This is a genomic window from Streptomyces sp. NPDC053750 (assembly GCF_044544295.1).
In the GTDB taxonomy this organism is placed as follows: Bacteria; Actinomycetota; Actinomycetes; order Streptomycetales; family Streptomycetaceae; genus Streptomyces.
The window spans coordinates 144,123-168,898 of sequence record NZ_JBITXB010000003.1; the positions used below are offsets into that span (position 1 = coordinate 144,123).

General features: G+C 68.4%; 26 protein-coding genes. 11 read left to right on the forward strand and 15 right to left on the reverse strand.

Going from position 1 to position 24,776, the window contains the following annotated elements; genetic code table 11:
• The first annotated feature begins 19 nt into the window (after positions 1-19).
• The 4 genes from ACIGO6_RS10190 (at position 20) to ACIGO6_RS10205 (ending at position 3,069) form a co-directional block, all read left to right on the forward strand.
• The gene (locus tag ACIGO6_RS10190) at positions 20-1,372 is read left to right on the forward strand and encodes a class I SAM-dependent RNA methyltransferase (RefSeq protein ID WP_399873955.1); all 1,353 of its coding nucleotides are present in this window, start codon (positions 20-22) and stop codon (positions 1,370-1,372) included.
• 305 nt (positions 1,373-1,677) lie between these two features.
• Positions 1,678-1,872, forward strand: coding sequence for a ribbon-helix-helix protein, CopG family (locus ACIGO6_RS10195; RefSeq protein ID WP_399873958.1), 195 nt, complete (start codon positions 1,678-1,680; stop codon positions 1,870-1,872).
• Positions 1,869-2,261 carry a type II toxin-antitoxin system death-on-curing family toxin gene (locus tag ACIGO6_RS10200; RefSeq protein ID WP_399873961.1) on the forward strand — a complete coding sequence of 131 codons (393 nt, stop codon included), beginning with the start codon at positions 1,869-1,871 and terminating at the stop codon, positions 2,259-2,261. Before ACIGO6_RS10195 ends, ACIGO6_RS10200 begins: the two co-directional genes overlap by 4 nt.
• Positions 2,262-2,712: 451 nt before the next feature.
• A complete protein-coding gene (locus tag ACIGO6_RS10205) occupies positions 2,713-3,069 on the forward strand; it encodes a hypothetical protein (protein ID WP_125495830.1) in 357 nt (118 codons plus the stop codon).
• On the opposite strand, the gene ACIGO6_RS10210 is transcribed toward ACIGO6_RS10205, so the two are convergent.
• Positions 3,059-3,879, reverse strand: a protein-coding gene (locus ACIGO6_RS10210; RefSeq protein WP_390056890.1) for an IS5 family transposase whose coding sequence is annotated in 2 segments (ribosomal slippage) — positions 3,059-3,522 and positions 3,522-3,879 — 822 coding nt in all. Because the reading frame shifts where the segments join, the coding sequence is not laid out codon by codon here. The genes ACIGO6_RS10205 and ACIGO6_RS10210 overlap by 11 nt on opposite strands.
• Positions 3,880-3,897: 18 nt before the next feature.
• On the reverse strand, positions 3,898-4,056 hold the full coding sequence (locus ACIGO6_RS10215; RefSeq protein ID WP_399873964.1) for a hypothetical protein: 159 nt from the start codon (positions 4,054-4,056) through the stop codon (positions 3,898-3,900).
• An 889-nt stretch (positions 4,057-4,945) separates the two neighbouring features.
• Here ACIGO6_RS10215 and ACIGO6_RS10220 point away from each other — a divergent pair.
• The gene (locus tag ACIGO6_RS10220) at positions 4,946-6,304 is read left to right on the forward strand and encodes an MFS transporter (protein ID WP_399873966.1); all 1,359 of its coding nucleotides are present in this window, start codon (positions 4,946-4,948) and stop codon (positions 6,302-6,304) included.
• Positions 6,288-7,049, forward strand: coding sequence for a hypothetical protein (locus tag ACIGO6_RS10225; protein ID WP_399873969.1), 762 nt, complete (start codon positions 6,288-6,290; stop codon positions 7,047-7,049). Before ACIGO6_RS10220 ends, ACIGO6_RS10225 begins: the two co-directional genes overlap by 17 nt.
• Here ACIGO6_RS10225 and ACIGO6_RS10230 read toward each other — a convergent pair.
• The 10 genes from ACIGO6_RS10230 to ACIGO6_RS10275 all read right to left on the reverse strand — a co-directional run bounded on the left by ACIGO6_RS10230 (position 7,023) and on the right by ACIGO6_RS10275 (position 16,171).
• A complete protein-coding gene (locus ACIGO6_RS10230; RefSeq protein ID WP_399873971.1) occupies positions 7,023-8,114 on the reverse strand; it encodes an LLM class flavin-dependent oxidoreductase in 1,092 nt (363 codons plus the stop codon). The genes ACIGO6_RS10225 and ACIGO6_RS10230 overlap by 27 nt on opposite strands.
• Before the next feature lie 78 nt (positions 8,115-8,192).
• Entirely contained in the window at positions 8,193-8,963 is a 771-nt protein-coding gene (locus tag ACIGO6_RS10235) for a class I SAM-dependent methyltransferase (protein ID WP_399873973.1), read from the reverse strand.
• Positions 8,964-8,985: 22 nt separating this feature from the next.
• Complete coding sequence (locus tag ACIGO6_RS10240) at positions 8,986-10,131, reverse strand: glycosyltransferase (protein ID WP_399873976.1); 1,146 nt, start codon at positions 10,129-10,131, stop codon at positions 8,986-8,988.
• The gene (locus tag ACIGO6_RS10245; protein ID WP_399873979.1) at positions 10,128-10,922 is read right to left on the reverse strand and encodes an alpha/beta hydrolase; all 795 of its coding nucleotides are present in this window, start codon (positions 10,920-10,922) and stop codon (positions 10,128-10,130) included. The genes ACIGO6_RS10240 and ACIGO6_RS10245 overlap by 4 nt, the downstream gene beginning before the upstream one ends.
• Positions 10,919-12,163, reverse strand: coding sequence for a (d)CMP kinase (locus ACIGO6_RS10250; RefSeq protein WP_399873981.1), 1,245 nt, complete (start codon positions 12,161-12,163; stop codon positions 10,919-10,921). Before ACIGO6_RS10250 ends, ACIGO6_RS10245 begins: the two co-directional genes overlap by 4 nt.
• Entirely contained in the window at positions 12,160-12,777 is a 618-nt protein-coding gene (locus ACIGO6_RS10255) for a dTMP kinase (RefSeq protein WP_399873984.1), read from the reverse strand. Before ACIGO6_RS10255 ends, ACIGO6_RS10250 begins: the two co-directional genes overlap by 4 nt.
• Entirely contained in the window at positions 12,777-13,433 is a 657-nt protein-coding gene (locus ACIGO6_RS10260; protein WP_399873987.1) for a hypothetical protein, read from the reverse strand. Before ACIGO6_RS10260 ends, ACIGO6_RS10255 begins: the two co-directional genes overlap by 1 nt.
• 125 nt (positions 13,434-13,558) lie before the next feature.
• Positions 13,559-14,443, reverse strand: coding sequence for a GNAT family N-acetyltransferase (locus ACIGO6_RS10265; protein ID WP_399873990.1), 885 nt, complete (start codon positions 14,441-14,443; stop codon positions 13,559-13,561).
• Entirely contained in the window at positions 14,440-15,621 is a 1,182-nt protein-coding gene (locus ACIGO6_RS10270; RefSeq protein ID WP_399873994.1) for a nucleotidyltransferase family protein, read from the reverse strand. Before ACIGO6_RS10270 ends, ACIGO6_RS10265 begins: the two co-directional genes overlap by 4 nt.
• Before the next feature lie 31 nt (positions 15,622-15,652).
• The gene (locus ACIGO6_RS10275) at positions 15,653-16,171 is read right to left on the reverse strand and encodes a hypothetical protein (protein WP_399873997.1); all 519 of its coding nucleotides are present in this window, start codon (positions 16,169-16,171) and stop codon (positions 15,653-15,655) included.
• 62 nt (positions 16,172-16,233) lie between these two features.
• Between ACIGO6_RS10275 and ACIGO6_RS10280 the strand changes: the two genes are divergently transcribed.
• Positions 16,234-16,905, forward strand: a complete 672-nt coding sequence (locus tag ACIGO6_RS10280) for a histidine phosphatase family protein (protein WP_399874875.1) — start codon at positions 16,234-16,236, stop codon at positions 16,903-16,905.
• A gap of 4 nt (positions 16,906-16,909) precedes the next feature.
• Here the strand turns inward: ACIGO6_RS10280 and ACIGO6_RS10285 are convergent, their stop codons facing one another.
• Together ACIGO6_RS10285 and ACIGO6_RS10290 are read right to left on the reverse strand one after the other, a co-directional pair.
• Positions 16,910-17,569: a hypothetical protein gene (locus ACIGO6_RS10285; RefSeq protein ID WP_399874000.1), complete on the reverse strand. Its 660-nt coding sequence runs from the start codon at positions 17,567-17,569 to the stop codon at positions 16,910-16,912.
• 53 nt (positions 17,570-17,622) lie between these two features.
• Complete coding sequence (locus ACIGO6_RS10290) at positions 17,623-18,333, reverse strand: class I SAM-dependent methyltransferase (RefSeq protein WP_399874003.1); 711 nt, start codon at positions 18,331-18,333, stop codon at positions 17,623-17,625.
• Between the two features lie 294 nt (positions 18,334-18,627).
• Here ACIGO6_RS10290 and ACIGO6_RS10295 point away from each other — a divergent pair, with 294 nt between their 5' ends.
• A complete protein-coding gene (locus ACIGO6_RS10295) occupies positions 18,628-19,812 on the forward strand; it encodes a hypothetical protein (RefSeq protein WP_399874006.1) in 1,185 nt (394 codons plus the stop codon).
• Between the two features lie 187 nt (positions 19,813-19,999).
• Here ACIGO6_RS10295 and ACIGO6_RS10300 read toward each other — a convergent pair whose 3' ends face one another.
• Positions 20,000-20,821: a hypothetical protein gene (locus tag ACIGO6_RS10300; RefSeq protein ID WP_399874009.1), complete on the reverse strand. Its 822-nt coding sequence runs from the start codon at positions 20,819-20,821 to the stop codon at positions 20,000-20,002.
• Between the two features lie 170 nt (positions 20,822-20,991).
• Between ACIGO6_RS10300 and ACIGO6_RS10305 the strand changes: the two genes are divergently transcribed.
• From ACIGO6_RS10305 to ACIGO6_RS10315, 3 genes are read left to right on the forward strand one after another with little or no spacing between them, the layout of a single operon-like run.
• Positions 20,992-21,300 (forward strand): YciI family protein, encoded by a 309-nt coding sequence (locus ACIGO6_RS10305; protein ID WP_024886728.1) that lies wholly within the window; start codon positions 20,992-20,994, stop codon positions 21,298-21,300.
• 46 nt (positions 21,301-21,346) lie between these two features.
• Entirely contained in the window at positions 21,347-22,972 is a 1,626-nt protein-coding gene (locus tag ACIGO6_RS10310; protein ID WP_399874012.1) for a condensation domain-containing protein, read from the forward strand.
• A complete protein-coding gene (locus ACIGO6_RS10315; RefSeq protein ID WP_399874015.1) occupies positions 22,939-24,756 on the forward strand; it encodes a non-ribosomal peptide synthetase in 1,818 nt (605 codons plus the stop codon). The genes ACIGO6_RS10310 and ACIGO6_RS10315 overlap by 34 nt, the downstream gene beginning before the upstream one ends.
• The last annotated feature ends 20 nt before the right edge of the window (positions 24,757-24,776 follow it).

A 24,776-nucleotide genomic window follows, 5' to 3' on the forward strand; every position in this document is an offset into this window, starting at 1 on the left:
TCTCTGGAGTCATCCCGCCATGCACGCAGAACCGAAGAAGTCGCAGGCGGAGTCCCGGGCCCTGTCGCTGGTCGGCGAGGAGTACGAGGTCGAGGTCGGCCCCGTCGCCCACGGCGGCCACTGCATCGCCCGTACGTCCGAGGGGCAGGTGCTGTTCGTCCGGCACACGCTGCCCGGTGAGCGGGTCGTGGCCCGGGTCACGGAGGGCGAGGAGGGCGCACGCTTCCTGCGCGCCGACGCGGTCGAGATCCTCTCGGCCTCCAAGGACCGCATCGAGGCCCCATGCCCCTACGCCGGCCCCGGCCGCTGCGGCGGCTGCGACTGGCAGCACGCCAAGCCGGGCGCCCAGCGCCGTCTGAAGGGCGAGGTCGTCGCCGAGCAGCTGGGGCGCCTGGCGGGCCTCACGCCCGAGGAGGCCGGCTGGGACGGCACGGTGATGCCGGCCGAGGGCGACAAGGTGCCCGCAGGGCAGGTCCCGTCGTGGCGCACGCGCGTGCAGTACGCGGTCGACGCCGAGGGCCGCGCGGGTCTGCGCAAGCACCGCTCGCACGAGGTCCAGCCGATCGACCACTGCATGATCGCCGCCGAGGGCGTCAGCGAGCTGGGCATCGAGCGGCGGGACTGGACGGGCATGGAGTCCGTCGAGGCGATCGCGGCGACCGGTTCGCAGGACCGGCAGGTCATCCTGACCCCCCGGCCGGGCGCGAGGCTCCCCATCGTCGAACTGGACCGCCCGGTGTCGGTCATGCGGGTCGGTGAGAAGGACGGCGGCGTCCACCGCGTCCACGGCCGCCCCTTCGTCCGCGAGCGCGCCGACGACCGCACCTACCGGGTGGGCAGCGGCGGCTTCTGGCAGGTCCACCCGAAGGCGGCCGACACGCTGGTGCAGGCGGTCATGCAGGGCCTGCTGCCCCGCAAGGGCGACATGGCCCTCGACCTGTACTGCGGCGTGGGACTGTTCGCGGGCGCTCTCGCCGACCGGGTCGGCGACAAGGGTGCCGTCCTCGGCATCGAGTCCGGCAAGCGCGCGGTCGAGGACGCCCGGCACAACCTGGCCGGCTTCGACCGGGTGCGGATCGAGCAGGGCAAGGTGGAGGCGGTCCTGCCGCGCACCGGCATCGACGAGGTGGACCTCATCGTCCTGGACCCGCCGCGCGCGGGGGCGGGACGCAAGACGGTGCAGCACCTGTCGTCGCTCGGGGCACGGAGGATCGCGTACGTGGCCTGCGATCCGGCTGCGCTGGCGCGGGATCTGGGGTACTTCCGGGACGGGGGGTACCGGGTGCGGACGCTGCGGGTGTTCGATCTGTTCCCGATGACTGCGCACGTTGAGTGCGTGGCGATTCTGGAGCCTTCTGCGAAGGGGCTCTGACCTGCTGGTTTCCTGGGTTTCTCACACGCGGCTGGACGTACTCGACCTGTTTTCCGAAGTGCAGCGGTTCGAGCGGGGGTTTGATCTTTGCGGCTTGCTGACCTGCGGTTTCGTGAGCGAGGTGCCTGCATGGGCGACGCATGTAGAGGGGGCGTTCGGAGAATCTTGACGCTCGGACGACGCTCGAAGCGGAAGTCACTGCTGCACCTCCGCCGGCCCCGCTGCGAGCCACCATCTTCGGCCGCGCTTTGCTAGGAATGCGAATCGACCGCGCCACTGTGATACCGGTCAGGTATCATGTGTGTATGGCGATGACACTCCGGCTCCCCGACGACCTTGACGCGAAGCTCACCGAGCGGGCTCGTCGGGAGGGTCGCAGCAAGCAGGAGCTTGCCATCGAGGCCATCCGTGAGGCCCAGGACCGGGCCGAGCTGAAGGTCGATGACGTCCTGGCCGACCTGATGGACAGCGATGCGGAGATCCTGGACTACCTGAAGTGACCGGCGTGCGCTACATCCAGATCGACGAGATCCTGGTCATCGCCCGCACGGTCAACGGTACCGAGCACAGTGTGCGTGACATGGGACTTCTGGTGTCGGCGATCGAACGGCCCCGGACCAACGTGTTCGGGGCTGAGTTGTATCCCACGCTGCACGAGAAGGCTGCGGCGCTGCTGCACTCCGTTGCCCGTAATCACGCGCTGATCGACGGCAACAAGCGCACCGCCTGGCTGGCCATGCGTGTCTCCCTGCGGTTCAACGGCGTCAGCGCCAATGCCGCCCCGCCGCCCGTCTCCGTTGCCGGCCCGTTCGTGGAGGGCGTCGCGCAGGACAACATCGATGTACCGGCCATTGCCAAGCGCCTGTCGGTCTGGTTCCCCGTTTCCTGACGTTTGGCGACGTGAGGGCAGGGCAGGCGCCAGCCCTGCCCTGCCCTCACGCGCTGTCCGGCCTTGCTCGGGTCGGGTGGCATGGGAGCGCTGCGCACTGGAGTGCGTGGCTCCCGTTCGGCGCGGGATACCGGACTTCGGAGCTCGGCATCACAGCCTCTCGTAGGCCGCCGTGAGGTGAGGGAGGGGGGCGGCCCGCTCACGCAGCGCTTCGAGTGGCTCGTGCGCACGGCTCGCTTTGCCCCGAGCGAGTGGACGCATGCGGCAGCTGAGCTGGTGAAAGGTCGAGAGGAGGGAAGAGGCCCGCGAGGCGTCCGCCTCGCGGGGCCGGCGCGCCGTGGTGCTGGTTCAGCTGTGTCCCGCTGGTCTCAGCTGACGTTGACGTCGCCGGACAGGAAGTACTTAGACGTCGTTTCTTATGGCTGTCAGAGCGGCATGAGAGCCTCCTGGCATGAGCTACGACCTTGCTGTCTGGGAAGGCGAGAGACCAGCGGATGACAAGACCGCCGGCCGGGTCTTTGACGACCTGTACGACCGCCACATCGACAGCGACGTGGAAGAGCCTCCGTCTGAGCGCATCGCGGCCTACGTGGCTGCGTTGCTTGAGCGGTGGTGCGACCTCACCGAGGACGAGGAGGACACCTCGCCCTGGTCAACCGGGCCATTGATCGGCGAGGCCAGCGGTCCGCTGATCTACTTTCCCATGCGCTGGAGCATGGCCGAGGAGGCGTCGGCCTACGCGGCAGCCGTGTCGGAGTCCATGGGGTTGGTGTGTTTCGACGTGCAGCAGAACCGGCTCAGGCCGTGAGGAGAGCCGCCAGTCGGCGATAGCTGATGAGGGCTGCGGCTATGCCGACGAAGGCGAGGAAGTGTTCGGCCTTGCGTTCATACCGCCGATGGAGGCGTCGGCAGCCCGCCAGCCAGGACACGGTTCTCTCGACCACCCAGCGATGCCGGCCCAGTCGCTGCGAGGACTCGACACCCTTGCGGGCGATGCGAGGACGGATGCCCCGCTCGCGCAACCATCGGCGCAGGTGGTCGTAGTCGTAGCCCTTGTCGGCGTGTAGCTTGGCCGGCCGTCGGCGCCGGGGGCCGCGGCGAGAGCGGATGGGTGGGATGCCCCGCACGAGGGGCTCCAGGCCCTGACTGTCGTGCATGTTCGCGCCGGAGATGCCCAGGGACAGCGGCAGTCCCTTCCGGTCGCAGATCAGGTGGATCTTCGATCCCAGTTTGCCGCGGTCGGTCGGATTCGGTCCGGTCAGCGGCCCCCTTTTGCGGCCCGCAAGCTTACGGAGTCGATCGCGCATCGCGACCAGTCCAGCTCGCCTCGTGCTCCGAGTTCGTCGAGGATCGCGCGGTAGAGACGGGCCCAGACCCGGTCCCGGGTCCACTGGGCGAACCGGCGATAGACCGTGGGCCAGGCCGGGCCGAACACCGGCGGCAGCTGCCGCCACGTGCAACCCGACGTCGCCACGAAGATGATCGCGGCGAGCGCCTCCCGATCACCCGCTCGACGTCGGCCGCCGCCCTGCGGACGTATCACTTCCGTCGGCGGCACCACCCGCCGGAACACCACCCACAACTCGTCCGGCACCAGACGCTCAACCAGATCCGTCATGCACGGTTCAACGAACGATCACGCCATAAGAAACGACGTCTTATGGTCGATGCGGGACGCCTTCCAGGCGGTCACCACGATGTGCCGTCCGCTGTAGCCGGAGGTGCTGACGTCGGCGACATAGTGTGCCTGATAGTGGTAGCGGCCGGTCTTCTTCACCAGTTCTAGCTTCTTCACCAGTTTGAGTACGTCCTATGATCAACCCTTACTCAAGTTGCAGCCCTGCTTGGGGGCGTAGACCTTGAGCCAGTCAGCGCCGTGCCGGGCCTCGTCGTACAGGTCGGCAGTAAAGTTAGAGCCGATGTCGATCATCTTCCACGGCCCGGGGCGGTCCAGCGGCTGGTAGTTCGTCTCGCCCTGGCCGTTGAGCCTGTAGGTCTGACCGTCGGGGATGAGCTGCCCGTAGGTGTCGTTTAAAGCGGCTCACCAGTGCGCCTCTAGGATTTGGCCGCCTTGGCGTAGGATCTCGCGTTCGGTCACCAAATTCCGCTTGCGCGCATACACCTCGGCGCTCCGAGCCTCCAGATGCCAACTCCGCATACGGGTCAGTAGTCGGCGCCGTCTGTGGGGTCTCCGTGATGTTTCAGTCGACGATGGGGTGGCAGCTGCGCCGCGGCGTTCGCGGTCCCTCAGTACCACTCGTGCAGCGTGGGCCCGGTTGATGCCCAGGTCAGCGATGATGCCCTTGTGCGTTGCCCAGGGCGCGGACTCATGCACGGCCACGGCATCGGCCTTGCACTCGTCCGAGCAATTCTTCAACGCCTTGGTGGTGTATCTCGCTTCCTCGAGAAGTATTAGCCTGTTCACCGCTCAGGGGCCCCGAACGGCACATGACGGCAGCACACGCGGAGACTCAGGCTTGCTTCTCAGCTAGGAGCACGCCCTCTCGGCGAGGCGATAGTGGGCGCACGGCCAGGCGAACCCGGCGCCGGTGCGCTTGCGTCGATCGATGGGCCAGAACCAGCCAAGATCTGGGGTATTTGCTGCCGCCGTCAGAAGTTCGTCGCTAGCCTGTGCGAGCCGTGGCCGGATGTCTCCGTGGGGCTCGCTAGGGGGTAGGGATCGTATGACCGAGGGTGGCGGGTCTGCGCCAGCGCAGAAGCCCGAAGGACGGCTCTCTCGACTGTTGCCTGATCCGGGACCACCGCGTGTCCTTGCGCTCTCCACTGCGCTCTACGGCACGGGATTTGGATTCTTCTCCTCCGGTACTCCCATCTACTTCCACCGGATCGTCGGGCTGTCTGTATCTCAGGTAGGACTCGGCGTCACTCTGGCTGCTGTCGTTTGGATGCTCGCCGCTCCGGTCGTCGGTCGGTTCACTGACCGGATCGGCACCCGGGAGATGGCCGTCCTCACCGGCTTCCTCCAGGCGCCACTGCTCCTGATCGCCACGAAGGTCACGTCCTTCAGTGGCTACATCGCCATCATGATCCTCCTTGGTATCGCCGAACGAGCGGGTGCCGTAGGCAAGATGGCATACATTGGGCAGCTTCTCGACTCAGAGGCGCGCGTACGGTTGTTCGCGTACAACCGCAGCGTCATCAACATTGGAATGACGGTTGGTGTTGCGCTGTCAGGTCTCGCAATCGCGCAGGACACCAAGACCGCCTATTTGTGGCTTTTCTACGGTTTCGCTGCCGTGTCCGCAGCCAACAGCACGCTGATGCTTCTGCTGCCGCGGCTGCAGGTGAAAAAGCCCTCTAGGGGCGAGAGTTCTCTCCGGGGCAACAAGGCGCTGCGGGACCGTCCCTTCGTCCTTATCTCCTTTCTGTGCGGACTCACGGCAGTGTGCGACACCATCCTCACTCTCGCACTTCCGCTGTGGATCGTGGCGCAGACCGAGGCGCCTCGCCCTATGGCGGCCTGGTTGATCGGATTGAATACTGTCCTAGTGGTGCTCTTCCAAGTACGCGCCAGTAAGGGCGCTGACACACCTGAGGGGGCTGGCCATAAGCTGCGCCACGGCAGCATCGCACTGGCACTGTCGTGTGCCGTCATTGGAGTCTCTGCATTGGGCGACTCCATATCCCTAGCACTTACCCTGCTGATCGTGGCCACAATGCTGCTGACTGTCGGCGAACTGTTGACTTCCTCGGCACAGTGGGGCCTTCAGTACGGGCTTTCCCCGCGGCACAGCCAGGGTGAGTACGGTGCGGTGTTTTCGATCGGATACACCGTGCAGTCCGTGATCGGACCGGTCGCTCTCACCGCCCTGATGGAGAGCGTCGAGATCGCCGGATGGCTGCTCATGACCCTGATCTTCGCCGCCCTCGCCGTCGGAACCGCCCCCGCTGTCCGGTGGGCGGTCGCCACTCGGCGCCAGGAGGGGGAAGAGCAAGAGGAACCGATAGATGCACCGATGCCCGGGCGCAGGGCCGAACCTGTGATTGACACCGAGGAGAGCGTGCGTGCCGACCAGCTCTGAGGACGTTCTCCTGATCGAATTCACCGGGCTGGCCTCCGAAAGGTCCTTCGAGACCGCCTTTCCGAGTGACTCCACCGCCCCGGTGCTGCGGATCGATCCGCTGGTCGGGGTGACTGGCGACGGCCCCATCGACATTGCCGCGCGGGCCGTGGCCGTAGCACGTGAGCATGCCGGAGGCGGGCCGTACGGTGCCCTGATAGCCAATTGCAACGGTGCTCTCTTCGCCGTACACGTAGCCGCCGCTCTGGCCGAACATGGTGCCGCCCCGCGCACGCTCGTCCTCGTCGACCCCCTGGTCACCACAGGCGACGACCTGCGCCACGCACTGGCCGACCTGCTCACGGGACTGGGTGCGTCACCTGCGGTGCCGGATGAGCTACTGGGGCTCAAGGAGCCGGTAGAGCTGTTCCACACGGTCATGCGATTCCTCAGCAACACCGTGGCCGAGCACCTGGGGCGGATCCTGGAGGAGGACGAGGATCCCGAGTTGGTGGCCGAGAGCCTGGTAGGGCGCTACGCGGCCTGGGTCGCTCTGCTGACCGGCAACCTGGCAGCGGAGCGGCTGGCGCTCGACATCCCCATCCAGGTCCTGCACACCCATGATCGCGATGACCTGGAGCGGCTGGTGGACGCCCGCGGAGTTGTCACCCAGGTGCCGGTGCCTGAGACCGTACGAGCCTCGGGCACACCTCTGGCCCACCCCGAGATGGTCGCTCTCCTACACGGGCCGGGCGACTACCGCTGAGTCGGGGGCGAGCCCACGGCCGAGCAGTTCCGGCACCAGCAGCCGCTGCAGGACGCGGGCCTCCTCCAGCTTGGGGTAGCCGGACAGGATGAAACCGTCGACGCCGGCTGAGCGGAACTCCAGCAGCCGGTCAATGACTTGGGCGGGAGTGCCGACGATCGCGACGGACGCCCCGAAGCGGCCGGTGCCTATGCCTGCCCACAAGTTCGGACCCACGACAAGGTCGTCCCCTGCGGCCAGTTCGTTCTGTCCGGCTCGCTGGGACCGCGCGTCCGGACGCTGGGCGCGGATCGTCGCCCGGACGTTCGGCTGGACCCGCGAGACGATCTCCGCCGCTGCCGCCCACGCCTCCTGCTCGTCCTCCCGCACCACCAGATGAGTGCGCAAAGTCACCCGAACCGCTGTCCCTATGCCAGGTGTGGCCCGCAGTGTTTCCACCTCGGCGGCCACTTTCGGCAGGGGCCCCGCGAACATCAGGTACTCGTCACCGAAGCGGCTCAGAAGCTGCCGTGCCCGGGGTGATGAGCCCGACATCGCCAACGGGATGCGGCGCTCCGGCCGGCGGTGCAGAGCCGCGCCATCCACCTCGTAGAAGCGGCCCTTGTGGCGCACCGGGGTGTCCGCGTAAAGCACCTCGTGCAGCACCTCCAGCCACTCCTCGAGTCGGTCCGAACGGACCTCCTTGCTCTCGAAGTCCCCGAGCCAGCGGTCCTCAGCCCAGCCGCCGGTGGTGAGGTTGAGCCGGATCCGACCGGGGAAGAGGGCCTCCAGTCCGCAGACCGCCGCGGCCGCCTGCACCGGATGCAACTGGTTCGGGCGTACGGCGAGCAGCATCCCGATCCGCGAGGTGCGCCCGAGCACGGCAGCGGCAGTGGTGAACGTCTCCAGGTCGTTGTGGAAGCTGGTGGGCACCAGCATCTCCTGGCAACCCGCCGCTTCGGCCGTGACCGCGATGTCCACGAGGCGGTCCAGCGACGGAGTGCCACACTCGGCCGGCCAGGTGCCGATGTGGTGCACATCAGGGCCGAGCGGCAGGAACCAGGAGTAGGCGAGCGCCGGGGACATATGATCCTCCTGAGTCGGTCTCGTACGGACGCTCGACAGAACCAGGCCCATCGAGGCCGATGACTGCGGTGCGGCAGTTCATACGTCCCGCACCCGTTCGAAGACGAGGACCGCGTCCACCACCTCCCTCTTGCGCGGCCGGCCCGGGTCGGACAGCGCGCGCAGCTTCGCGCAGGCGCTCTCGGTCGCCTCCGCGGCCTTGGCGCCGCCCGTCCACGAACCGGAGAACAGGCCGGCGGACAGCGCCTGCGCCATGTCCTCCGGGGACTCCTCGAAGACCTTGGTGCGCTGACCGAAGGGGCCGAGGTAGCTCAGCCCACAGGATTCTGCGGTCGGTGCAAGCTCCTCCGGGCCGTCCTGTCGGCTCCGCTGCGGATCGAGGAGATCCTCCAACTCGTTGACCACGACGCCGATCTCGTCCGTCGGCCGCTGGCCACGAGCCGGAATCACGTAGTACCGGCCTCCGGGCTTCAGAACCCGCGCCACCTCCTGGAAGACGGCCGCACGGTCCGGCACCACATGCAACAGCCACGTCGAGACGGTCTGGGCCACCGAGGCCGAGCGGATGGGCAACCGGGCCGCGTCGGCCACGGCGACTGCGGCACCGAGCCGACGACGAGCCAGCGAGAGCATGGCCGGCGCCAGATCGACACCGACGGTGGGGATGCCCCGCCGCACGAGCTCCGCAGCGACGATGCCCGTTCCGATGCCCACGTCCAGGAGCACTCGGTCGGGATCGAGGAGCGGTGCCAACTGCTCGGCGAAACCCTCCGCGCGCGCAGTACCGCCGCGCGACTCGTCGTACTCCCGTGCGATCTTGTCGAACTCGGCGGCGCTATGGGTCGTCATCTGCCGTCGCCTCTCCATCCCGTCAGCGGCCCGACGGCGGTACGGTGCCGCTCACGCGCTGCTCGCAGTAGCCGATGTGGTAACCGAGACCGGCGTAGCCCAGGACGGTCTCGTAATAGAAGGCACGGAACGGATCACGCTCCGCGCGTCCTGCCCACTCGTCGTGGTAGAAGCCGGGGTTGGCCGCGCCCGCCCTGCGCATCAGCTCGGCCGCACCAGTCCAGTCGCCGCTGGCCTGGGCGAGAAGTCCCAGATTGATGTCCGTGTGCAGGAGTTGCGGGTCGTGATGACGGGCGGTACGGAAGCTCTCGGCCGCATCCGCGTGCTGGCCCAGTGCGGCGAGCTGTACGCCCGCCATGTTGTGCAGCGCGGCGTTTTCGGGCGCCACGCTCAGGCCCTTGAGATACGCCTCCAGGGCTTCCCCGTCCTTGCCCAGCGAGCGCAGCACGTGCCCGCGGAACAGCCAGACGGTGGCGGACGAGGGATCAAGAGCGACCGAACGGTTGGAGTGGTCCTCCGCCTCCTCGAAGCGGCCCAGGGTGCGCATGATCAGGCCCTTGTAGCCGACCAGCACGGCGTCCTTGGGGTTGTCCCGCAACTGGCGATCCATCAGGGACAGGTATCGGTACGCCTTTTCGTCACGCTCGGCGACCGGTCGGCAGTGCCCGAAATGGTTCATCACCACCGGCGCGGGTTCCACTTTGCCCCCCGCGTCCGTGATGCTGGCCGCGACGGATTCGTTGATCTTGCGTCGGTACTCGATCTCCGGGAGGTTGCGGAACACTTTCAGCTCCCGGCCGGTGTAGAAGCCGCCGGTGGCGAAGAAGTTGTAGCGCAGCAGGCGCAGTCCCAGAACATCGGGGCCGACTTCCTTGAGATGCTCCAGCAGCCGCTGAGCCTCGCCGTCGATCATGCGCTCGTCAGCGTCGAGAAAGAGGATCCAGTCTCCGTCCGCGCGTACCAGCGCCTCGTTGCGGGCAGCGGAGAAATCGCCGTCGAACGGGACCTCGCAGAACGTGTCAGCGAGCTGCCAGGCCATATCCACGGTGCCGTCGGTCGAGCCGGTGTCGACGATGACGACTTGGTCGACGAAGTGCCGGGCGGAATCCACACAGCCACGGAGATAGGCGGTCTCGTTACGGACGATCAGACACAAGGTGAGGGTCATCGCGCATCCTCCCGGACGTCGCTGGTTGATGGGGAGAGGGAGAAGGCGGATCTGAGAAAGCCCGCACAGGCACTCGCCAGTACGCGCCGGGCGGCAACGCTCTCGAAGAGGTGATCGCCGGCTATGGCCTCGACCGTCCCGCCGTGCTCGGCGAACCAAGCCGACTCGCCGGCCACCTTGTCGTCGGCCGCGCCGTAGCAGAGGAGGAACGGCAGCCCGGTTTCCAGCAGCAGGTCGCGGGGACGGATGCTCTCGCGCTCTCGGAAGAACACTGCCGGGAGGTGGAACTCCCCGCCTCGGATGGCCGTCACTCCCTCGGTCGCGAACCGCACGCCCTGGATCAGGTCGCTCGACAGCAGCAGTACTCCGGTGGGTCGAGGGCCGTCGGCTCCGCCGGCCCGGGTCAGCTGATGAGCAGCCATGACGGCGGGCACCCCCCCGATGCTGATCCCGGCACACACAAGCGGCTCGCCCGGACGGCACAACGCCCTGGCGACGCCTACGAAGTCCTCGGCCATGCCGCTGAAGCGGGTGTCTGCGAAGTCGCCCTCGGAGTCGCCCGAACCCGTCATGTCGAACCGGATGACGCGGACGCCCAGCCGGGCGCACAAGTCCGCCGAGAGCTGCGCGAGCAACTCCTGGGGCCCGGATCGATCGCCGGTCAGGCCGTGCGCCACGCAGACGGTACCCGTCGGCTCCCGAGTCGCCGGGCGATCCATGACGACGAGGCAGCGTCGTCCCGGGGGACCGTTCCACAACTGCTCGCGGACGACTTCCCGCTCGCCGGTCATCGGCTGCCTCCCGACACCCGCTGCACGAAGTCGGTCAGGGCGTCGGGGGCGGCCGCGGTCAGCCAGAGGGCGGCCCGGGCATCGTGATGGCCCTTCAGGTCGAACAGCAGTGTCGTCGTGTCTCCCTGACGCGGCTGCCGCAGTACGGCGTCCAGGTCCGCCTGGGCATGCCCCGTATCCGACGTCGTCGCGGGACCGGCTGCAGGGGCCGTGGCAGGGCAGGGCAGCCACCACGCGTCCTGCAGTGCCGCGAGTGCGGTGGGACGCCTCGCGCCCAGGCCGTCGGTGGCCGCGGCCCAGTCCGCGTCGGCCAGGGCGAGCACCTCCGCGGGGACGGCGAAGTGCCCGTGGTCTAGCAGCCAGCGCGCCCTGAGCTGATGGTTGGCCGGCCAGCTCACGGCGTCGAGTACGGCGTCCCCCCGCCGGCTGGGCACGCGGCCCACGGTGACGATGTCGCTGCCGTACCGCAGGATCGGCGCATGAGCCTCGGCCAGTGCCAGCCGCTCGGCGTCGCCCCCGCCGGGCGGGACGGTGAGGAACGCGTCGGCCGGATGGTCTCCGGGCACGCAGCGCAATCCGCCACCGCGGTGCTCACCCCGCAACCCGGTCACCGCGATGGTGAACTCCCGCTCGCCCCGGACGGTCCGCACTCTCCGGGCCAGCGCTGCGACAGTGATCTCCATGGTGAACCGGGTGGAGTTCCACACCAGGCAACCGGGCCTGACACGGAGGGGCTCCGCCGCGCGCGTCCGGTCGCGGCGCTCACGCTCGGGGTCGTACGCAACGCCGCTGACCGCTGCCGCACGCGCCGCCCGCTCCCCGGCGTCGGCCCAGAGGAAGACCGCCAACAGCGGATCCGGAAAGATCTCCTGGCCCGCCCGGCCTTCCGCCACCACGCCGCGGTCGGCTGTCGCGGCAAGCAGTACCCGGTTCACCTTGGCCTGCCAGGCGGAATCCGCGCCGAGCCGGGAAGCGGCGGAGCCGAAGTGTTCGGCGGTGAGATCCGCTTCGCGAAATGCCGTCCCCGCCACCTCGACCACTGGGTCGAGGCCGCCGTCCGATGCCTTTTCCCACCGCAGGTGGAGGGGCGAGGCGAGCTCGGCGGCAGCCGCCGCCAGCGCCCGGTAGACCATGCCGATCGACAGCCAGGCCCAGCCCAGTTCCCGTGCCAGTTGACGGGCCACGGCGGTCTTGCCCACACCGTTGGGCCCGTCGAGGGTGACGACTCCGGGCGCGCTCATCGCTCCTCCCCGGACAGGGCGGACGTCTCGGCCGCATCGAGCAGCGACGCCTCGTCCGCGCATCCGTCGAGCACGGTGACCTTGCCCCAGGTACCTACCCGGGCGAGTTCGAGCATGTGGCCGCGGCACCGGGTGAGGAAGTCGTCACCGTGGCCGACACCGGGGTCCTTGCCGCGGCCGGCGATGCGCTGCGCGGCCAGATCCGGCGGGACATCCACCAGCAGATGGCAGTCTGGCTGCGGCACCACCTTCAGCCAGGCGGTCCACTCGTCCAATTCGATGCCGAACGATCGCTGGTTGGCCACATGGTCGAGAGCCCAGCGGTCGGCGATCACCCACTCCCCACGGTCCAGGGCGGGGATCACCACCTCTGCGGCGTTCGACGCCAGTACGAGGGTGAAGTACCCGGCGATCCAGCGCTCCAGAGTCTCCCCTCCACCTGCCGACGGGGTCCGTAGGGCCCAACCGACCGGAGATTCGCCGCGAGGCTTCAGCGCATGAAGCGACCGGACGGTCAGGCCCCGCTGGGTCAGACGTCGGGCCAGCCCGGAGACGAGCGTGGACTTGCCGCTGCCGTCCACGCCGCTCACCACTATCAGCCGTCCGCGTGCCATCATTCTGCTCCTTCCGGACCCGGCTGCCGGGGCCACATCATGAGGGCGTTGTGCAGCACGTCCTGCAGGCCGTGCCGGTCGGCCTCGAGCCGTGCCAGACCTTGGCGGCCGGCGATCATCCGGCTGGGGTCGGCGGTCCTGCCCTCCTCCGTGCAGAGCGTGAGGTCCCATCCGGGGGCAGCCTCGGAGGAGCACATCCGTCGGACGAGTTCGTCGAGTACGCAGATGGGCGCGGTCAGCCCGCCGAGGAGATTGGTCTCAACGCCGCATGCGGCCCAGAAGGACACTTCGTCGGCCGGTGCGTCGGATCGGGCCTCCCACGTCCCGGACCGGCCGGCGTTCTGCCCCCACCAGTCGAGGTCCCGCGGCTCAGGAGGGAAGACGGCCACCCGCAGCCCGGGCGCCGAGTCCGGCAGCAGCGCGGCGTGCAGCCCGCGGGCCGTCACATGGACGGCGGACGCGTCGTAGGACCGTGCGGTCGACACTGCCTCGGCGATCTGGCGGTCCCAGACGGACAGGTCTTTGTCCGCGAGGCTCTCCCCGTATCCGGCCAGGTCGAAGCGGGCCACGGTGATACCGGCCGAGGCGAGCCGGCGTGCGGTCTGCGCCTGCCAGTAGTTGTTGCCGGTGCGGTTCTCGCCGGGGGCGTGAATCATGATCAGCCAGGGCGTGCCCGACGTCGGGGCGCGGCCCGAGGGCAGCTGGACGATAAGCGGTTCCAGAGTCTGCGCCACCAGACAGGCTGCAGGTGGGGACGTACGCACGGCGGAAGACTCTGGGGTCACCGGGCCATCCCCGTCGCCGCCCGGCGCCAGCGCAGCCGGTCAGCGACCCAGCCGGCGTCCCGCAGGCCGTCGAGGAGCTTGTCGCTGTTCGGCCCGATGACCAGATCGCTCTCGAGGACCTGGTGACCGCGCTCGGCCGCCCGGCGCAGCAGCGCGGCCGACACCATCCGGGAGAAGCCACGGGAGTGCTCCTCGGGGATCACGAACACGTCCACGACGTACAGCACCTTGCCGCCGCTGTAACGGTCCGGCCGCGGGACACCGAGGCCGTGACAGACCGGTCGGCCGTCGAGGGTGCCGACCAGGCAGACGGACGTACCGGTCAGCTCGAACTTGGAGCGTGCCCACTCCCGGAGGTCGGTGACTGTCGACTCGTCATACAGCCCGCGCCCCAGCGCCGTCGCAAGGCAGTCATAGACGAAGCCGAGTTCCGCGGTGCGCGCGACATGGATGTCCAACGGCCCCTTCGGAAGCGGCGCCTGAGGGACCGTGCGGTGCCGGAGGGTCAGGACGTGCGGCTCGAAAGACGCCTGGCGCATAATGGCGGCGATCTCGTCGCCGGGTACGCCGGCCGTCTCGAGTGCGGCGGCCTGACCGCCGACGGGCAGCTTTGCCAGCAGTTCCCGCAGCGCTGACGGGCGTTCCGCCGCCAGATGGCTGAGCACGATCTCCCGTTGACCGGTGAGCGGGTGCCGGTGCTCGGCCATGCCCGCGAAAGCCTCCGAGCCGTCTCGGGCCCGTGCGTGGAGCACTTCTGTGCGCTCGCGCGCTCGGGCCAGTCGGTCGCGGATGAGCGAGGCGTCCTGCGGCGAACGGTCGGTGCGGCGTTCGAGCTCGGCCAGCCACAGCCGGGCCCAGGCGTCGTGCTGGATGACGGTCATATGTGCTCCTCGGCCGGTGGGGCGAAGGCGGCCCGGGAGTATCCGGGCGGCACCAGCGGATAGACCAGCGCCCGGTGGTCCGGCAGGCCGACGCCGCGGAGTACCGCACCGCCGGACACCTGCCGGTCGGCGGCAGGCGGCAGCACGAAGACCGGGAGGCCGAGCGCGAACCATGGCCGCACGGGGAAGAGTTCGACGAGCCGACGGGCCCGGGCCTTGTTATTCCCGCGCAACCGGGCGATGACGTGGTCGAGCGCTGCGACGGCCGCGCGGCGGCTTCGCGTCGACACCGCGGTACCGCAGCCGTGTGACGGCGGTCGCGGCACCCGGGCCGTCCGTACGGGAATCCCGGTCTCCTGGGCGATGCGGTGCAGTTCTGCCAAGGCGACGACTGCCGCGGGTGCTCCGGCGAGCGCTGCGACGACGGCGTCCCAGTCGGCTCCGCCGCGGTCCAGGGCCAGCAGGTCGAGCAGGTCCCGGAAGATGAACTTGCCTTCGCGTTCGACCAGTTCCACGGCGAACACCGCGGCCTGCCACGTCGTGTCGAGGACCGGCACGAGGGCCCCGCCGACCGGCAGTTCCCGCAGCCCCGCCCAGGCATCTGCGGGGAGCGGCACGGCGCTCGCGCGGTCGAGTCCGGGACCGAGCGTGGTGAGGTCGAGGTACATCGGGTGACCGAGCCCCTCGACTCGACGGTTCAGTGCCACACCCGCCCACAGTCCGGCCCCGTCACGTCGGCACACCATGGGCCGAGCTGTGTAGTAGTCGAGGGACCGCAGCGCGGTGAGTGCGCTCGGTAGCGCGTCGCCTTCACGGATGAGCAGGTCGACGTCGTTGTACTGGCGTACCTGCCCTGCCGGGTATCGAGTACCCAGGGCGTGGCCCCGCAGCAGGAGGTGCTCGACTCCGGCCTCCGTGAGACAGCTGGAGGCAGCGGCGAGTTCACGGTCCAGGACGGCCTCGCGGGTGCGGAGCCGGTCCAGTTCGGCCCGGGCCTCCGGCCCGAGCGGCAGTGCTCGGGCCGCCCATGCCTGCAGCACGGTGTAGGCGGACTTGGTTTCCTTGAGGGCGTCGAGTACCGCCTTGTCCAACGGGAGGTCGCTTGCAGGCCACGCTTCGTCGTCCGTGGCGTACAAGGGCCGCAGGAACGGTTCCACGGCGGGCGGCACGATGTTCATGCGGGACGGCCTTCCGCTGAAGGGGAGCGGCTCAGCTTCTGAGCCGCACGGGTTGCTGTGACCAGTCCGGGTAGCAGTGATCGGCGTCGAACAGGCCGTGCAGGGCAGGCGGCGGGAACACCGCGCCGCGGTGCAGGTACCTGTCGATGAACCGCTGAGCCTTGACCATGGCCCGAGCCAGTACGGGAGCGCTCAGCTCGCCCGAAAGCAGAGCCTCCGCCGCCTCGTCGAGGTCGATCAGCCGGTACGTGGGACCCATGCCTTCGACCACCACGTCCAGGTACTGGTCCCACACCCTGAACAGCGGCAGCTCGTTCCACTGCACGCGCTCGAAGGAGACCAGGTCCACATACCACTCGCCCCGCCATCCGAAGGGCTCGTAGACGAGCTGGACGTCTTCCTCCAGCAGCCAGAAGTAGCGCCGTCTGCCGGCATGGCGCCAGTACTCCTGGTCGGAGTACAGGACGTCGCCGACGAGGGTCGCCGGCACTGGCTCGAAGTCGTAGATGCGCTGGGCCACCAGCGCGGGCATCGTGCCAGACTGCTCCACAGCGGTTTCTCCTTGCAATGTTCCTGGTGGGGGTGGATGTGTGCGGTGTCCGACAGTTGATCATGGTCAGACACGGCGAGTGTGCGCACAACACCAATGCACTGCCCTCCCCGGTCGACGGGACGTCGGCGGGGCTTACTGAAGTGGGCCGCGAACAGGCGCGGGCGTGCGGGCGGTGGCTGCGTGGCCTCGGGCTCGACGTGACAGCAGTGTGCTCTTCCCCCCGTGAGCGGGCGCGGGAAACGGCAGCGCTGCTCGGCTTGGCCGGAGTCGTGGAACCGTGCTCGCCTCTCGCGGAACGGGCCTGGGGCAGGTGGTTCGAGGGAGCCGAGGGTGACGCGGTGGACGAACGGCGTGCGGAGGCCCGGAGGCAGGCGCGAGCAGACCCGTGGGGCTGGCGACCGGAGGGCGGTGAGAGTCTGCGGGAGGTACGCGACCGGGTCGGCGGCTGGCTTGCCGCCACACTGGCCGGCCTGCGCAGCGGTGCCCTGGTTGCCGTGAGCCACGGGGAGGCGATAATGGCGGCCCGGATGGCACTGGAACCCTCCTGGAGCGCGCACCCGTTGCCGCTGCCGCGGGGAGCCGGCCACACGGTGCCCAACGGCGCCGTGCTCTTGTACGAGTTCGAGGCCGATGCCGAGGTCCCGGCCCGCCGGGGGCTGATCGCAGATCCGCTCACCACGACGGACCGGAGGGGAGTGCACTGGCAGCAACTGACCGGGGCTGGGGCATGACCGCTCATCCGGCCTCGATCCGCTCGATCAGGCCAGGCAGCAGTTCGGCCTCCGCCGCGGAGCCTCCGAGGCAGCACAACCCCACGCCGCGGTCCAGCAACCCGGTGAGCGCGGCCCCCACGACGGAGGGTGTGCCGATGAGCGTGAAGGACCACTGGCCACCGGCGATTCCCGGGGAGCCGGGACCCACCCAGGTGGTGCCCCGGTCGACGAGGTAGCTGCCCCGGGGTATGCCGCGGCCCGGCTCGCCCTCCTGCGGCTTGGCGAGTGCTCCGAGCAGGGCTTCGGCCGCGGCCTCGTCAGGGTCGTAGCAGTCGCTGTACCGCTCCGCCCGGTCGCCGGCCTCCTCCTCCGTGCGGCCGAGCACCAGGTCGGCGCGCAGCCCCGCGGCCAGGCCCTGATCGCGGAGTCGGTCGACGAGCGGCAGCAGCCGGCTGTTCGGACGCCCCCACAGCACCACTCCGCGTGCCGCGGATCGCAGCCCCGCGTCGGGGGCCGGTCCACCACGCTCCAGCGCCCACAATTCACCGTCGTGCGCCTCAGGGGATTCGTTCTTCCGCAGCGGATCGACCAGCCTCGCCCTCTGTACGCCCGTTCCATCGGCAAGCCAGGTGACGCCCCCGGTGCGGCGAACCGGATGAAGGATCAGTCCCTTGTGCCACATCGGTTCCAGGGTCGGCACCATCGGCCCGAACCACCAAAGGCGCGCCCGGGCGGTCACCGGGGGAACTCCGCGACGATCACGGCTGCCCGGCGGGTGACGGTCAAGCTGCCCTCGATGGGCGTCATACGATCCACCGCGCTCGCCGGTCTGACCTGGTTCCGCAGGAACTGCCTGGCCTGTGCGTCGTCACGGAAGACGACGGTCCCCTCAACCTCGGTGATCTGTGCGTGCGCCCCGACGGACGAGAGCAGTTCCGAGGCGCGCTCCGCGGGGAACGTCAGCCGGTAGCGCGCGGAGGGAAGACGAGCCCAGAGCTCTGCCATATGGCGGTCGGAGTTGGTGGCCAAGATCAGGTTGCCACCCGGGCGCACTACGCGGGCCAACTCACGTAGGGAAAGTTTTACCTGTTCATCCGTCATGTAATGGAGCACCCAGGCCGCGACGGCAAGGTCGAAGGAGTCCGAGGGGTAAGGCAGCGTTGGAAGCAAGGAAACCTGGGCGTCCACCCCCCTGGCCCGGGCCAGCTCCACCATCCGCTCTGAGCCGTCCACCGCTACCACACGGTGACCGTGAGCCATGGCAGCCTGAGCGAGTTCCCCCTCGCCGCAGCCGACTTCCAGCAGATCACCGGGATTGAGCCGGGTGACGGCAGCACGCAGCACCTCGCGGGCGTCCTGTCCGGATCCGGTGCGGTACACCGCCTGCTGGGCGCGGTAGACGTCCTCACTGGTGAAGGCGCTGACAGCTTCAGTCCGGGAGCTCACAGAACTGTGGCCTCCCCGTCAGACAGCACCCCGTCGCACGTTGCCACCGAAGATCACCCCCGCTTGATCACCGAATCGCTCAGGCCGAGGGAACGCTACCGGTGACTCGACACAGCAAGCCAGGGATCGATCAATTTAGGCCACGTTTCGAACAGATATAGCCACCCCCGCCTCGATGGCTTACATGCTCCCCCCCATCAACACGTACGTTGAATCAACAAAACGTGCACTCACGTCATGCTGCAGAGCTCTTTCAACCCGGGTTTCAGTGGGCTCATAAGGGGGAGTCGGCGAATGAAGCCGAGCAGTCCGGTCGATGTTGAGATTGTTGGGTCCGCGGTCCTTTCAGGCGAAGATGTTCCCTTCGGTTCTGCGGACGCCTTTCAGTTCGATCCCATGCAGAGCGATGCCGGGGACGCTGCGCAGAACTGGACCCGGGAAGTTCCCGTCTCAGTCAATGACACCTACGGGGACCCTTTCATTCCGGAGCAGATAGACAACACGGTCGCAAAGCTGGAGTCCCTCGCCGCACACCGGGCTCCGATCGCCATCTTCACCAAGGCCGGCTTTGACGACGTGGTCCTCGAGAAGTTGCGCGGCGTCGCACATGTGGACAAGGTCGTGGTCTTCTACTCCTTAACCGGGCTGGACGAGGGCGGGATCTCCTTCGACAACCGGGTCCGGTTCATCGCCGCTATCAAGCAGATCTTCCCGAACACCCTTGTGTTCACTCGTCCGATCATCCGCAACCGGAACGACGACCCGGCCACTCTGCGTCGGCTGAGCGAAGTTGCAGCGGAGCACACGGGCCTGCTTGTCCTCGGCGGGCTTCACGACGCGAAGAAGCGGAAGAAGATCGAGCTGCCCATAGAAAACCAGCTCATCGAATTCTGTGACGAACTCGGCGTAAAGACCTTCCATAAGACGAGTTGTGCTGGGGCGTGGCTGCACGGACTCGACTGCTGGGTGCACGACCTCGGCGCCCCGCGCAATCTGGATGTCCTCGTGGCGCTCGGATACCAATTCGGCGTCGCCAACGGCAGCGTCGTACTGGAGCGAGGTACGACCGGTGACATCAATTTCATTCGTATGCTGACTCGAGGGAATGTCTACCTTCACGAACTCGTCAGTAACTACAACCTGCTCACTCTGCCATCGGGTAGCCGCAAGCTGGAGGCGACCTCTTCTTGGTTCGCCTGGTCGGAGAACATTCCCACCTGTCTCGATTGCAATTACTGCATCATCAAGCAGATCGAATACCTGAAGAAGATGCAGGTTCGCATCGGCGTCCATCCCACCCGGCTGCCGGAACTCGTGGTCGGTACGGACTCCACCATCGAGTTCGAGAAGTTCAGGCTGACCAAGCTCCCTGACGCCGGGCAGGGCAAGCACACCTATGCCGATGTGCGCATCACCAAGCCGTGCCGGGCGCCGCTGTACCCGTCGCCGGTGCAAGATGCACTACCCGCCGAGGTCTGACGGCACCCTTGAACGCCTGGCGGCTGACCCCGATCAGTCGGTCGGCGGCCAGGACTCGCCCGTCAACTCCGGCATGCCGGAGCACTCGCGAAGGGAGGTGCCTCCATGGACGTCATCGTCATTCCCGCCGAGGAGGAGTGATCCACGTGCGGGCCGGCCGTGCGTCGGCCCGCACGCCCTCGTCCGGTCAGCCGGTCACCGGCGTGTTCCCGTGGGCCAGTTCGGCAGCGCGAAGGCGACTCCAGCGCGCGGCCGCGGCGGCCGCCGCATGGGGCGGCTCGCCGCCGTGGGCCGCCGCACCGCAGTTCAACTCCACGGTGTGCCCACCGATACACAGGACGTGATCCGCCTGGTGCGCACCGTCCGACGGGCACCACGGCTCTGCCTCATGGGCCAGGACCACCAGCCGCACCGCCTCATCGGCCCGCGTGCGCACGCCCGCCTCCTCGTCGATCGTCAGGGGTTCCGTAGGGTGCAGCTGGGAGGCGAGATACCGCGCCTGTCCACCGCCGGCCGGTCCTGCCCCCAGCCGGGCGGCCAGTGTCTCCGCGGCCAGGCAGGCCACCGCCTCGGCCAGCAGTGCCGCCCGTCGTTCACCGGGACGCAGGGGCCCGGGGTGAGCGAAGACATGGTCGACCGGGTCCACCGCATGAGCCAGTTCATGCAGCAGGTTCAGCGCGAGTTCGGCCCGCACGAGCAGCCGGCCGTCCCCATAGGACGCGGAGCCGGGTCGGTCGGGGTTGACGATGATCGCGGCGTGTTCACGGCAGGTGAACCCGGCCACGGCGGCCCAGGGGCCGGGCAGGGCGCGTTGCGTCACTGTATAGCCGAGTGCCTGGGCGCACCGCAGTGCACCAGGCAGCAGGTTGCCCAGGCCGGGGGACGGCGGCAGTGGACGAGAACGACGAGGCGCCGCCTCCGCGTCGCTGCCGGTCCGGACATGCCGGAACTCCGCGAGCTCGGCCGCGGGCGTCGGCACGTCCCAGGAGCGGGCCAACCGAGCGCTCACCTGGAGCACATCTGGCTTCGGAGCTGTTCCTGGCTGATTGTCCAGGTTCGTCAACTCATCCCTCCCTATCGCGTTTTCGGCAATTCTGATCAGAAGCCATCAGGGGTCGGTACCCAGCCGACCGGAGATGGCGACGTTCCACCACCGTCCTGGCCGAAAGGTGCCGCCCGATGTACGTCATCAAACTGCGCTACGCCGTCCCGCCCTCGTCAGTTCCCGGGCTCATCGACCGCCATCAAGCCTTCTTGGACGAGCACTACGCCTCGGGCGAGTTCCTGGTCTCCGGGCGCGGTACCTCCTACCGGGGCGGCCTGATCATCGGTGCCCGATGCGACAGCGGCTCCGTCGAGGAGCTGGCGCGCCAGGACCCGCTCGTCCGGGAGGGCGTCGCCGAGGTGGACGTCCTGGAGTTCGAGCCGAGCCGCTGGGCGGACGCGGACGCCGACCAACTCGTCGACGTGCTACCCGACTACCACTGACCCTCGCCGTACGACACAGAAACGAACCATGGACACGGTAAACACTATGGACACGTGGGAAGCGCACGATACGTCGGAGGCGGAGTCCGCGTCCTTCGCCGACCGCTCCGCCCGGGGGACCGTCGCGGCGCTGGTGCGCAGGGAGGCGGCACGGTTGCTCGGTCGACAGGTCGACCTGCACGACGACATCTTCGACCTCGGCGCCAAGTCGCTCGACGCCGTTCGGCTGTCCGCGCGCGTGTCGAAGGCGCTCGGCTACGAGGTACCGGCAACCGAACTGCTGGCCGCCCGTCGGCTCGACGTCTTCACGGACGCCTGCATCCGGGCCTCCGACATGAGTCTGCAGCTGCCCCCCATGACCCGGCTTCCGGTACGCACGGCACCCGCGACGGAGGCCCAGCAGCGCCAGTACCGCCTCGAGTCGCAGGACCCGGACCCGGCGCCCTTCCTCATCTGGGAATGCTTCGATGTGACAGGTGAGCTGGACCCCGGTCTCCTGGAGCGGGCCGCCCAGACGCTCGTGTCCCACCACGAGGTCCTGCGCACCGGGTTCGCGCCGGGCGATGACGGCACGCTGTGGCAGACCCCGCGCCCGGCCCCCGCTGCGGGACACACCGTCGTCCGGGACATCGCTACGGACGAGGAGGAGGCACTCGTCGCCGCCACCCAGGAGGCGCTGGCCGAACGCTTCGACTGGTCCGGCGACGACTTCCTGCGCTTGGTGCTCCTCCGTGGACCAAGTCGTCGCCGACTCGTCGTGGTGTCGGACCACTTCGTACTGGAGGGCACGGCATTCACCACCGTGCTGGACGAACTCGCCGCTCACTACCGCGCCCTGACCGGCGAAGGAGTGGCCCCCGCATCCGCCCCCGTCATCCAGGCGCTCGATCACGAGGCGTGGAAGCGTTCGTGGGCCGACTCCGCGGCCGCCGAACGCATCGACTCGTACTGGCGCCAACTCGGCGAGGGCCGACCACGTCTGTCCCGCATCCTCGCCCCACCCGCCCCGGGTACTGAACCCGCCTCGGTGATTCTCACGCGCCGTCTGGGTCCCGAAGCGGACGCGAACGTCCTCGGGGCGGCGAGCGCCTACGGCACCTTCCCGCTCACCGTCGCTCTGGCCACCGCAGCCACGGCGCAGTACCGCGCCACGGGCAATCCGCTGCTCGCACCGCTGCTCCCCGTCATCAACCGGACGGCCGACACCATGCGGCTCGTCGGCCGGATCAGCCACTGCCTGCCGGTGCCGGCTGAGGTGCAGGCCGGGGACACGATCGACGACGTCGTCCGGCGCACTCGGCAATCGTTGATCGCGGGACTACGCCATGGCGCCCTGCCGATGGCCGTACGAGCGATGGACGAGGACCCTGAGCCGACCGGCCCGCAGTCCGGAGTACGGGTCTTCTTCGATGCGGTCAAACCGCCTCAGGCGATCGACCTGGGGAAGGGGATGACCGTCCGGCCCGTGACCCTGCCCTCGGACTCCGACTTCTACTGGGATCTGTTGCTGAGTCTGGTGGAGACAGACCCCGGAATCTACTCCGTCGAGGCCCGGTTCGACGCCTCCCGGCTGCACCGCGACACGATCGAGGTGCTCCTGGACCACTGGGCCGCTCTCTTTCGGCAACCGTACGACGAGTGGACCGACACGCCCGCGGGAGAGGCTGCTTGATGACTACACCGTCCGAACACCCCGCAGCTACGCTCATCGAGCTCTTCGAGGACTCGGTGCAGCGCTATGCTGACCGCCCCGCCGTCACCGACGCCGAGCAATCCCTGACCTATGCCGAGCTCGGTGCTCGGGCGGACGCCGTGGCGGCCCTTCTTGTCGAGCGTGGCGTCGGCCAGGAGGACCGGGTCGGCATGTACATGCGTCGATCGGCGCACGTTCTCGCGGCGATCCTCGGCATCCTCAAGACGGGTGCCGCATATGTGGCTGTCGACAGTCGCTACCCGGACGCGCGGCGCGATCTGATGCTTACCGAGACCGGCGCGAAGACGGTGCTGACCGAACCCGGCTGGGAGGGCAGATTCGACGCCCACGGCGCGGATGTCATCGCATACGACAGCGGCGCGCTGCCGGCCTCGGCGGCTTTCGAAGGACGAGCCCGGTCGGACGGTGCGGCGAGCGTGCTCTTCACCTCCGGTTCGCTCGGTACCCCGAAGGGGATCGTGCTGGAGCACCGCAACATCCTGTCGTTCGCATGCAATTCCTTCCTGCCGGATCTGACGCCGGACGACAAGGTGGGCCAGATATCCAGTCTGTCCTTCGATGCTTTCCACTTCGAGATGTGGCAGTCCCTGCGCCACGGAGCGGAGGTCGTCGTCCTGCCGGACGTGCCGGTACTGCTGGCCGCTGGTTTCCAGCAGGAGCTGCGGCGGCTGCGGATCACCGCCATGCTGGTCCCCACCATGGTCGCGAACCATGTGGTGCGTGACGACCCCGATGCCTTTTCCGCGCTTCGCCTGCTGTACGTGGGCGGCGACGTCGTCCTGCCGGCCACCTGCCGGGCGATACTCTCGGGCCGCTTCGAAGGACGACTGTTCAACCTCTACGGTCCCGCGGAGATCACCACCGCCTGCACGGCACACGAGGTCACCCTCGCTGACACCGAACGCAGCAGCATCCCGATCGGCCGACCGCTGGACGACGCCAGTGTCCTGCTGCTGGACGCCGAAGGGCGTGAGGTGGGCCCGGGAGAGACGGGCGAGATCCATGTGATGGGCCCGGGCGTGGCCCGGGGCTATCTTGGCCGGCCGGAGCTGAGCGCCGAAAGGTTCCTCACCGACCCGGCCGGAACGGGATCCGGCCGTCGGTACCGCACCGGTGACCTAGCCCGGTACTCCGCCGACGGGGTCCTGGAGTTCCTGGGCAGAACGGACGACCAGGTGAAGATCCGCGGCTATCGCGTGGAGTGCGGAGAGGTGGAACGGATGCTGCTCAGGCACCCCAGCGTCCACCATGCCGTCGTCCTGCCCCAAGGCGAGGGTGAGAACCGCAGCCTCGCGGCGCTCGTCGTGCTCGACGACGATGCTTCGGCGGACCGGCTTCGCGACCACTGCGTCCGGAACCTGCCCGAGTTCATGGTGCCGAGCCGCTTCGTGCTCCTTCAGGACATGCCTGCGAACGAGCACGGCAAACGCGATCTCGACGCACTGCGCCGGATCCTGGACGGAGAACAGAACCGCCAACAGCCCCGGTCCCGTGGGCCGAGTCCAACCGAGACCTATCTGATCGGCCTGTGGCAGCAACTGCTCGGCATCGAAGGAGTGACTGTCCAGGATCACTTCTTCGAAATCGGAGGCCACTCACTGCTGGCGTTCCAGATGCAGAGCCGGATCAAGCGCGACCTCCAGGTGGCTCTCCCGCCCATGGTGATTCTTCGCAAGCCGGTCCTGAAGTCGATCGCGGCTGCGATCGACGAAATCAGGCAGCCGGGAGCCACGGATGGCTGACCGGCGGGACACGGCAGCCG

Bases quoted from the DNA above. Each gene is read 5' to 3' on its own strand.
- ACIGO6_RS10190 (WP_399873955.1), top strand. From the start codon at position 20: ATGCACGCAGAACCGAAGAAGTCGCAGGCGGAGTCCCGGGCCCTGTCG.
- ACIGO6_RS10195 (WP_399873958.1), top strand. From the start codon at position 1,678: ATGGCGATGACACTCCGGCTCCCCGACGACCTTGACGCGAAGCTCACC.
- ACIGO6_RS10205 (WP_125495830.1), top strand. From the start codon at position 2,713: ATGAGCTACGACCTTGCTGTCTGGGAAGGCGAGAGACCAGCGGATGAC.
- ACIGO6_RS10220 (WP_399873966.1), top strand. From the start codon at position 4,946: ATGACCGAGGGTGGCGGGTCTGCGCCAGCGCAGAAGCCCGAAGGACGG.
- ACIGO6_RS10230 (WP_399873971.1), bottom strand. From the start codon at position 8,114: ATGTCCCCGGCGCTCGCCTACTCCTGGTTCCTGCCGCTCGGCCCTGAT.
- ACIGO6_RS10235 (WP_399873973.1), bottom strand. From the start codon at position 8,963: ATGACGACCCATAGCGCCGCCGAGTTCGACAAGATCGCACGGGAGTAC.
- ACIGO6_RS10240 (WP_399873976.1), bottom strand. From the start codon at position 10,131: ATGACCCTCACCTTGTGTCTGATCGTCCGTAACGAGACCGCCTATCTC.
- ACIGO6_RS10245 (WP_399873979.1), bottom strand. From the start codon at position 10,922: ATGACCGGCGAGCGGGAAGTCGTCCGCGAGCAGTTGTGGAACGGTCCC.
- ACIGO6_RS10250 (WP_399873981.1), bottom strand. From the start codon at position 12,163: ATGAGCGCGCCCGGAGTCGTCACCCTCGACGGGCCCAACGGTGTGGGC.
- ACIGO6_RS10255 (WP_399873984.1), bottom strand. From the start codon at position 12,777: ATGGCACGCGGACGGCTGATAGTGGTGAGCGGCGTGGACGGCAGCGGC.
- ACIGO6_RS10260 (WP_399873987.1), bottom strand. From the start codon at position 13,433: ATGATTCACGCCCCCGGCGAGAACCGCACCGGCAACAACTACTGGCAG.
- ACIGO6_RS10265 (WP_399873990.1), bottom strand. From the start codon at position 14,443: ATGACCGTCATCCAGCACGACGCCTGGGCCCGGCTGTGGCTGGCCGAG.
- ACIGO6_RS10270 (WP_399873994.1), bottom strand. From the start codon at position 15,621: ATGAACATCGTGCCGCCCGCCGTGGAACCGTTCCTGCGGCCCTTGTAC.
- ACIGO6_RS10280 (WP_399874875.1), top strand. From the start codon at position 16,234: ATGGTCAGACACGGCGAGTGTGCGCACAACACCAATGCACTGCCCTCC.
- ACIGO6_RS10285 (WP_399874000.1), bottom strand. From the start codon at position 17,569: ATGTGGCACAAGGGACTGATCCTTCATCCGGTTCGCCGCACCGGGGGC.
- ACIGO6_RS10295 (WP_399874006.1), top strand. From the start codon at position 18,628: ATGAAGCCGAGCAGTCCGGTCGATGTTGAGATTGTTGGGTCCGCGGTC.
- ACIGO6_RS10305 (WP_024886728.1), top strand. From the start codon at position 20,992: ATGTACGTCATCAAACTGCGCTACGCCGTCCCGCCCTCGTCAGTTCCC.
- ACIGO6_RS10310 (WP_399874012.1), top strand. From the start codon at position 21,347: ATGGACACGTGGGAAGCGCACGATACGTCGGAGGCGGAGTCCGCGTCC.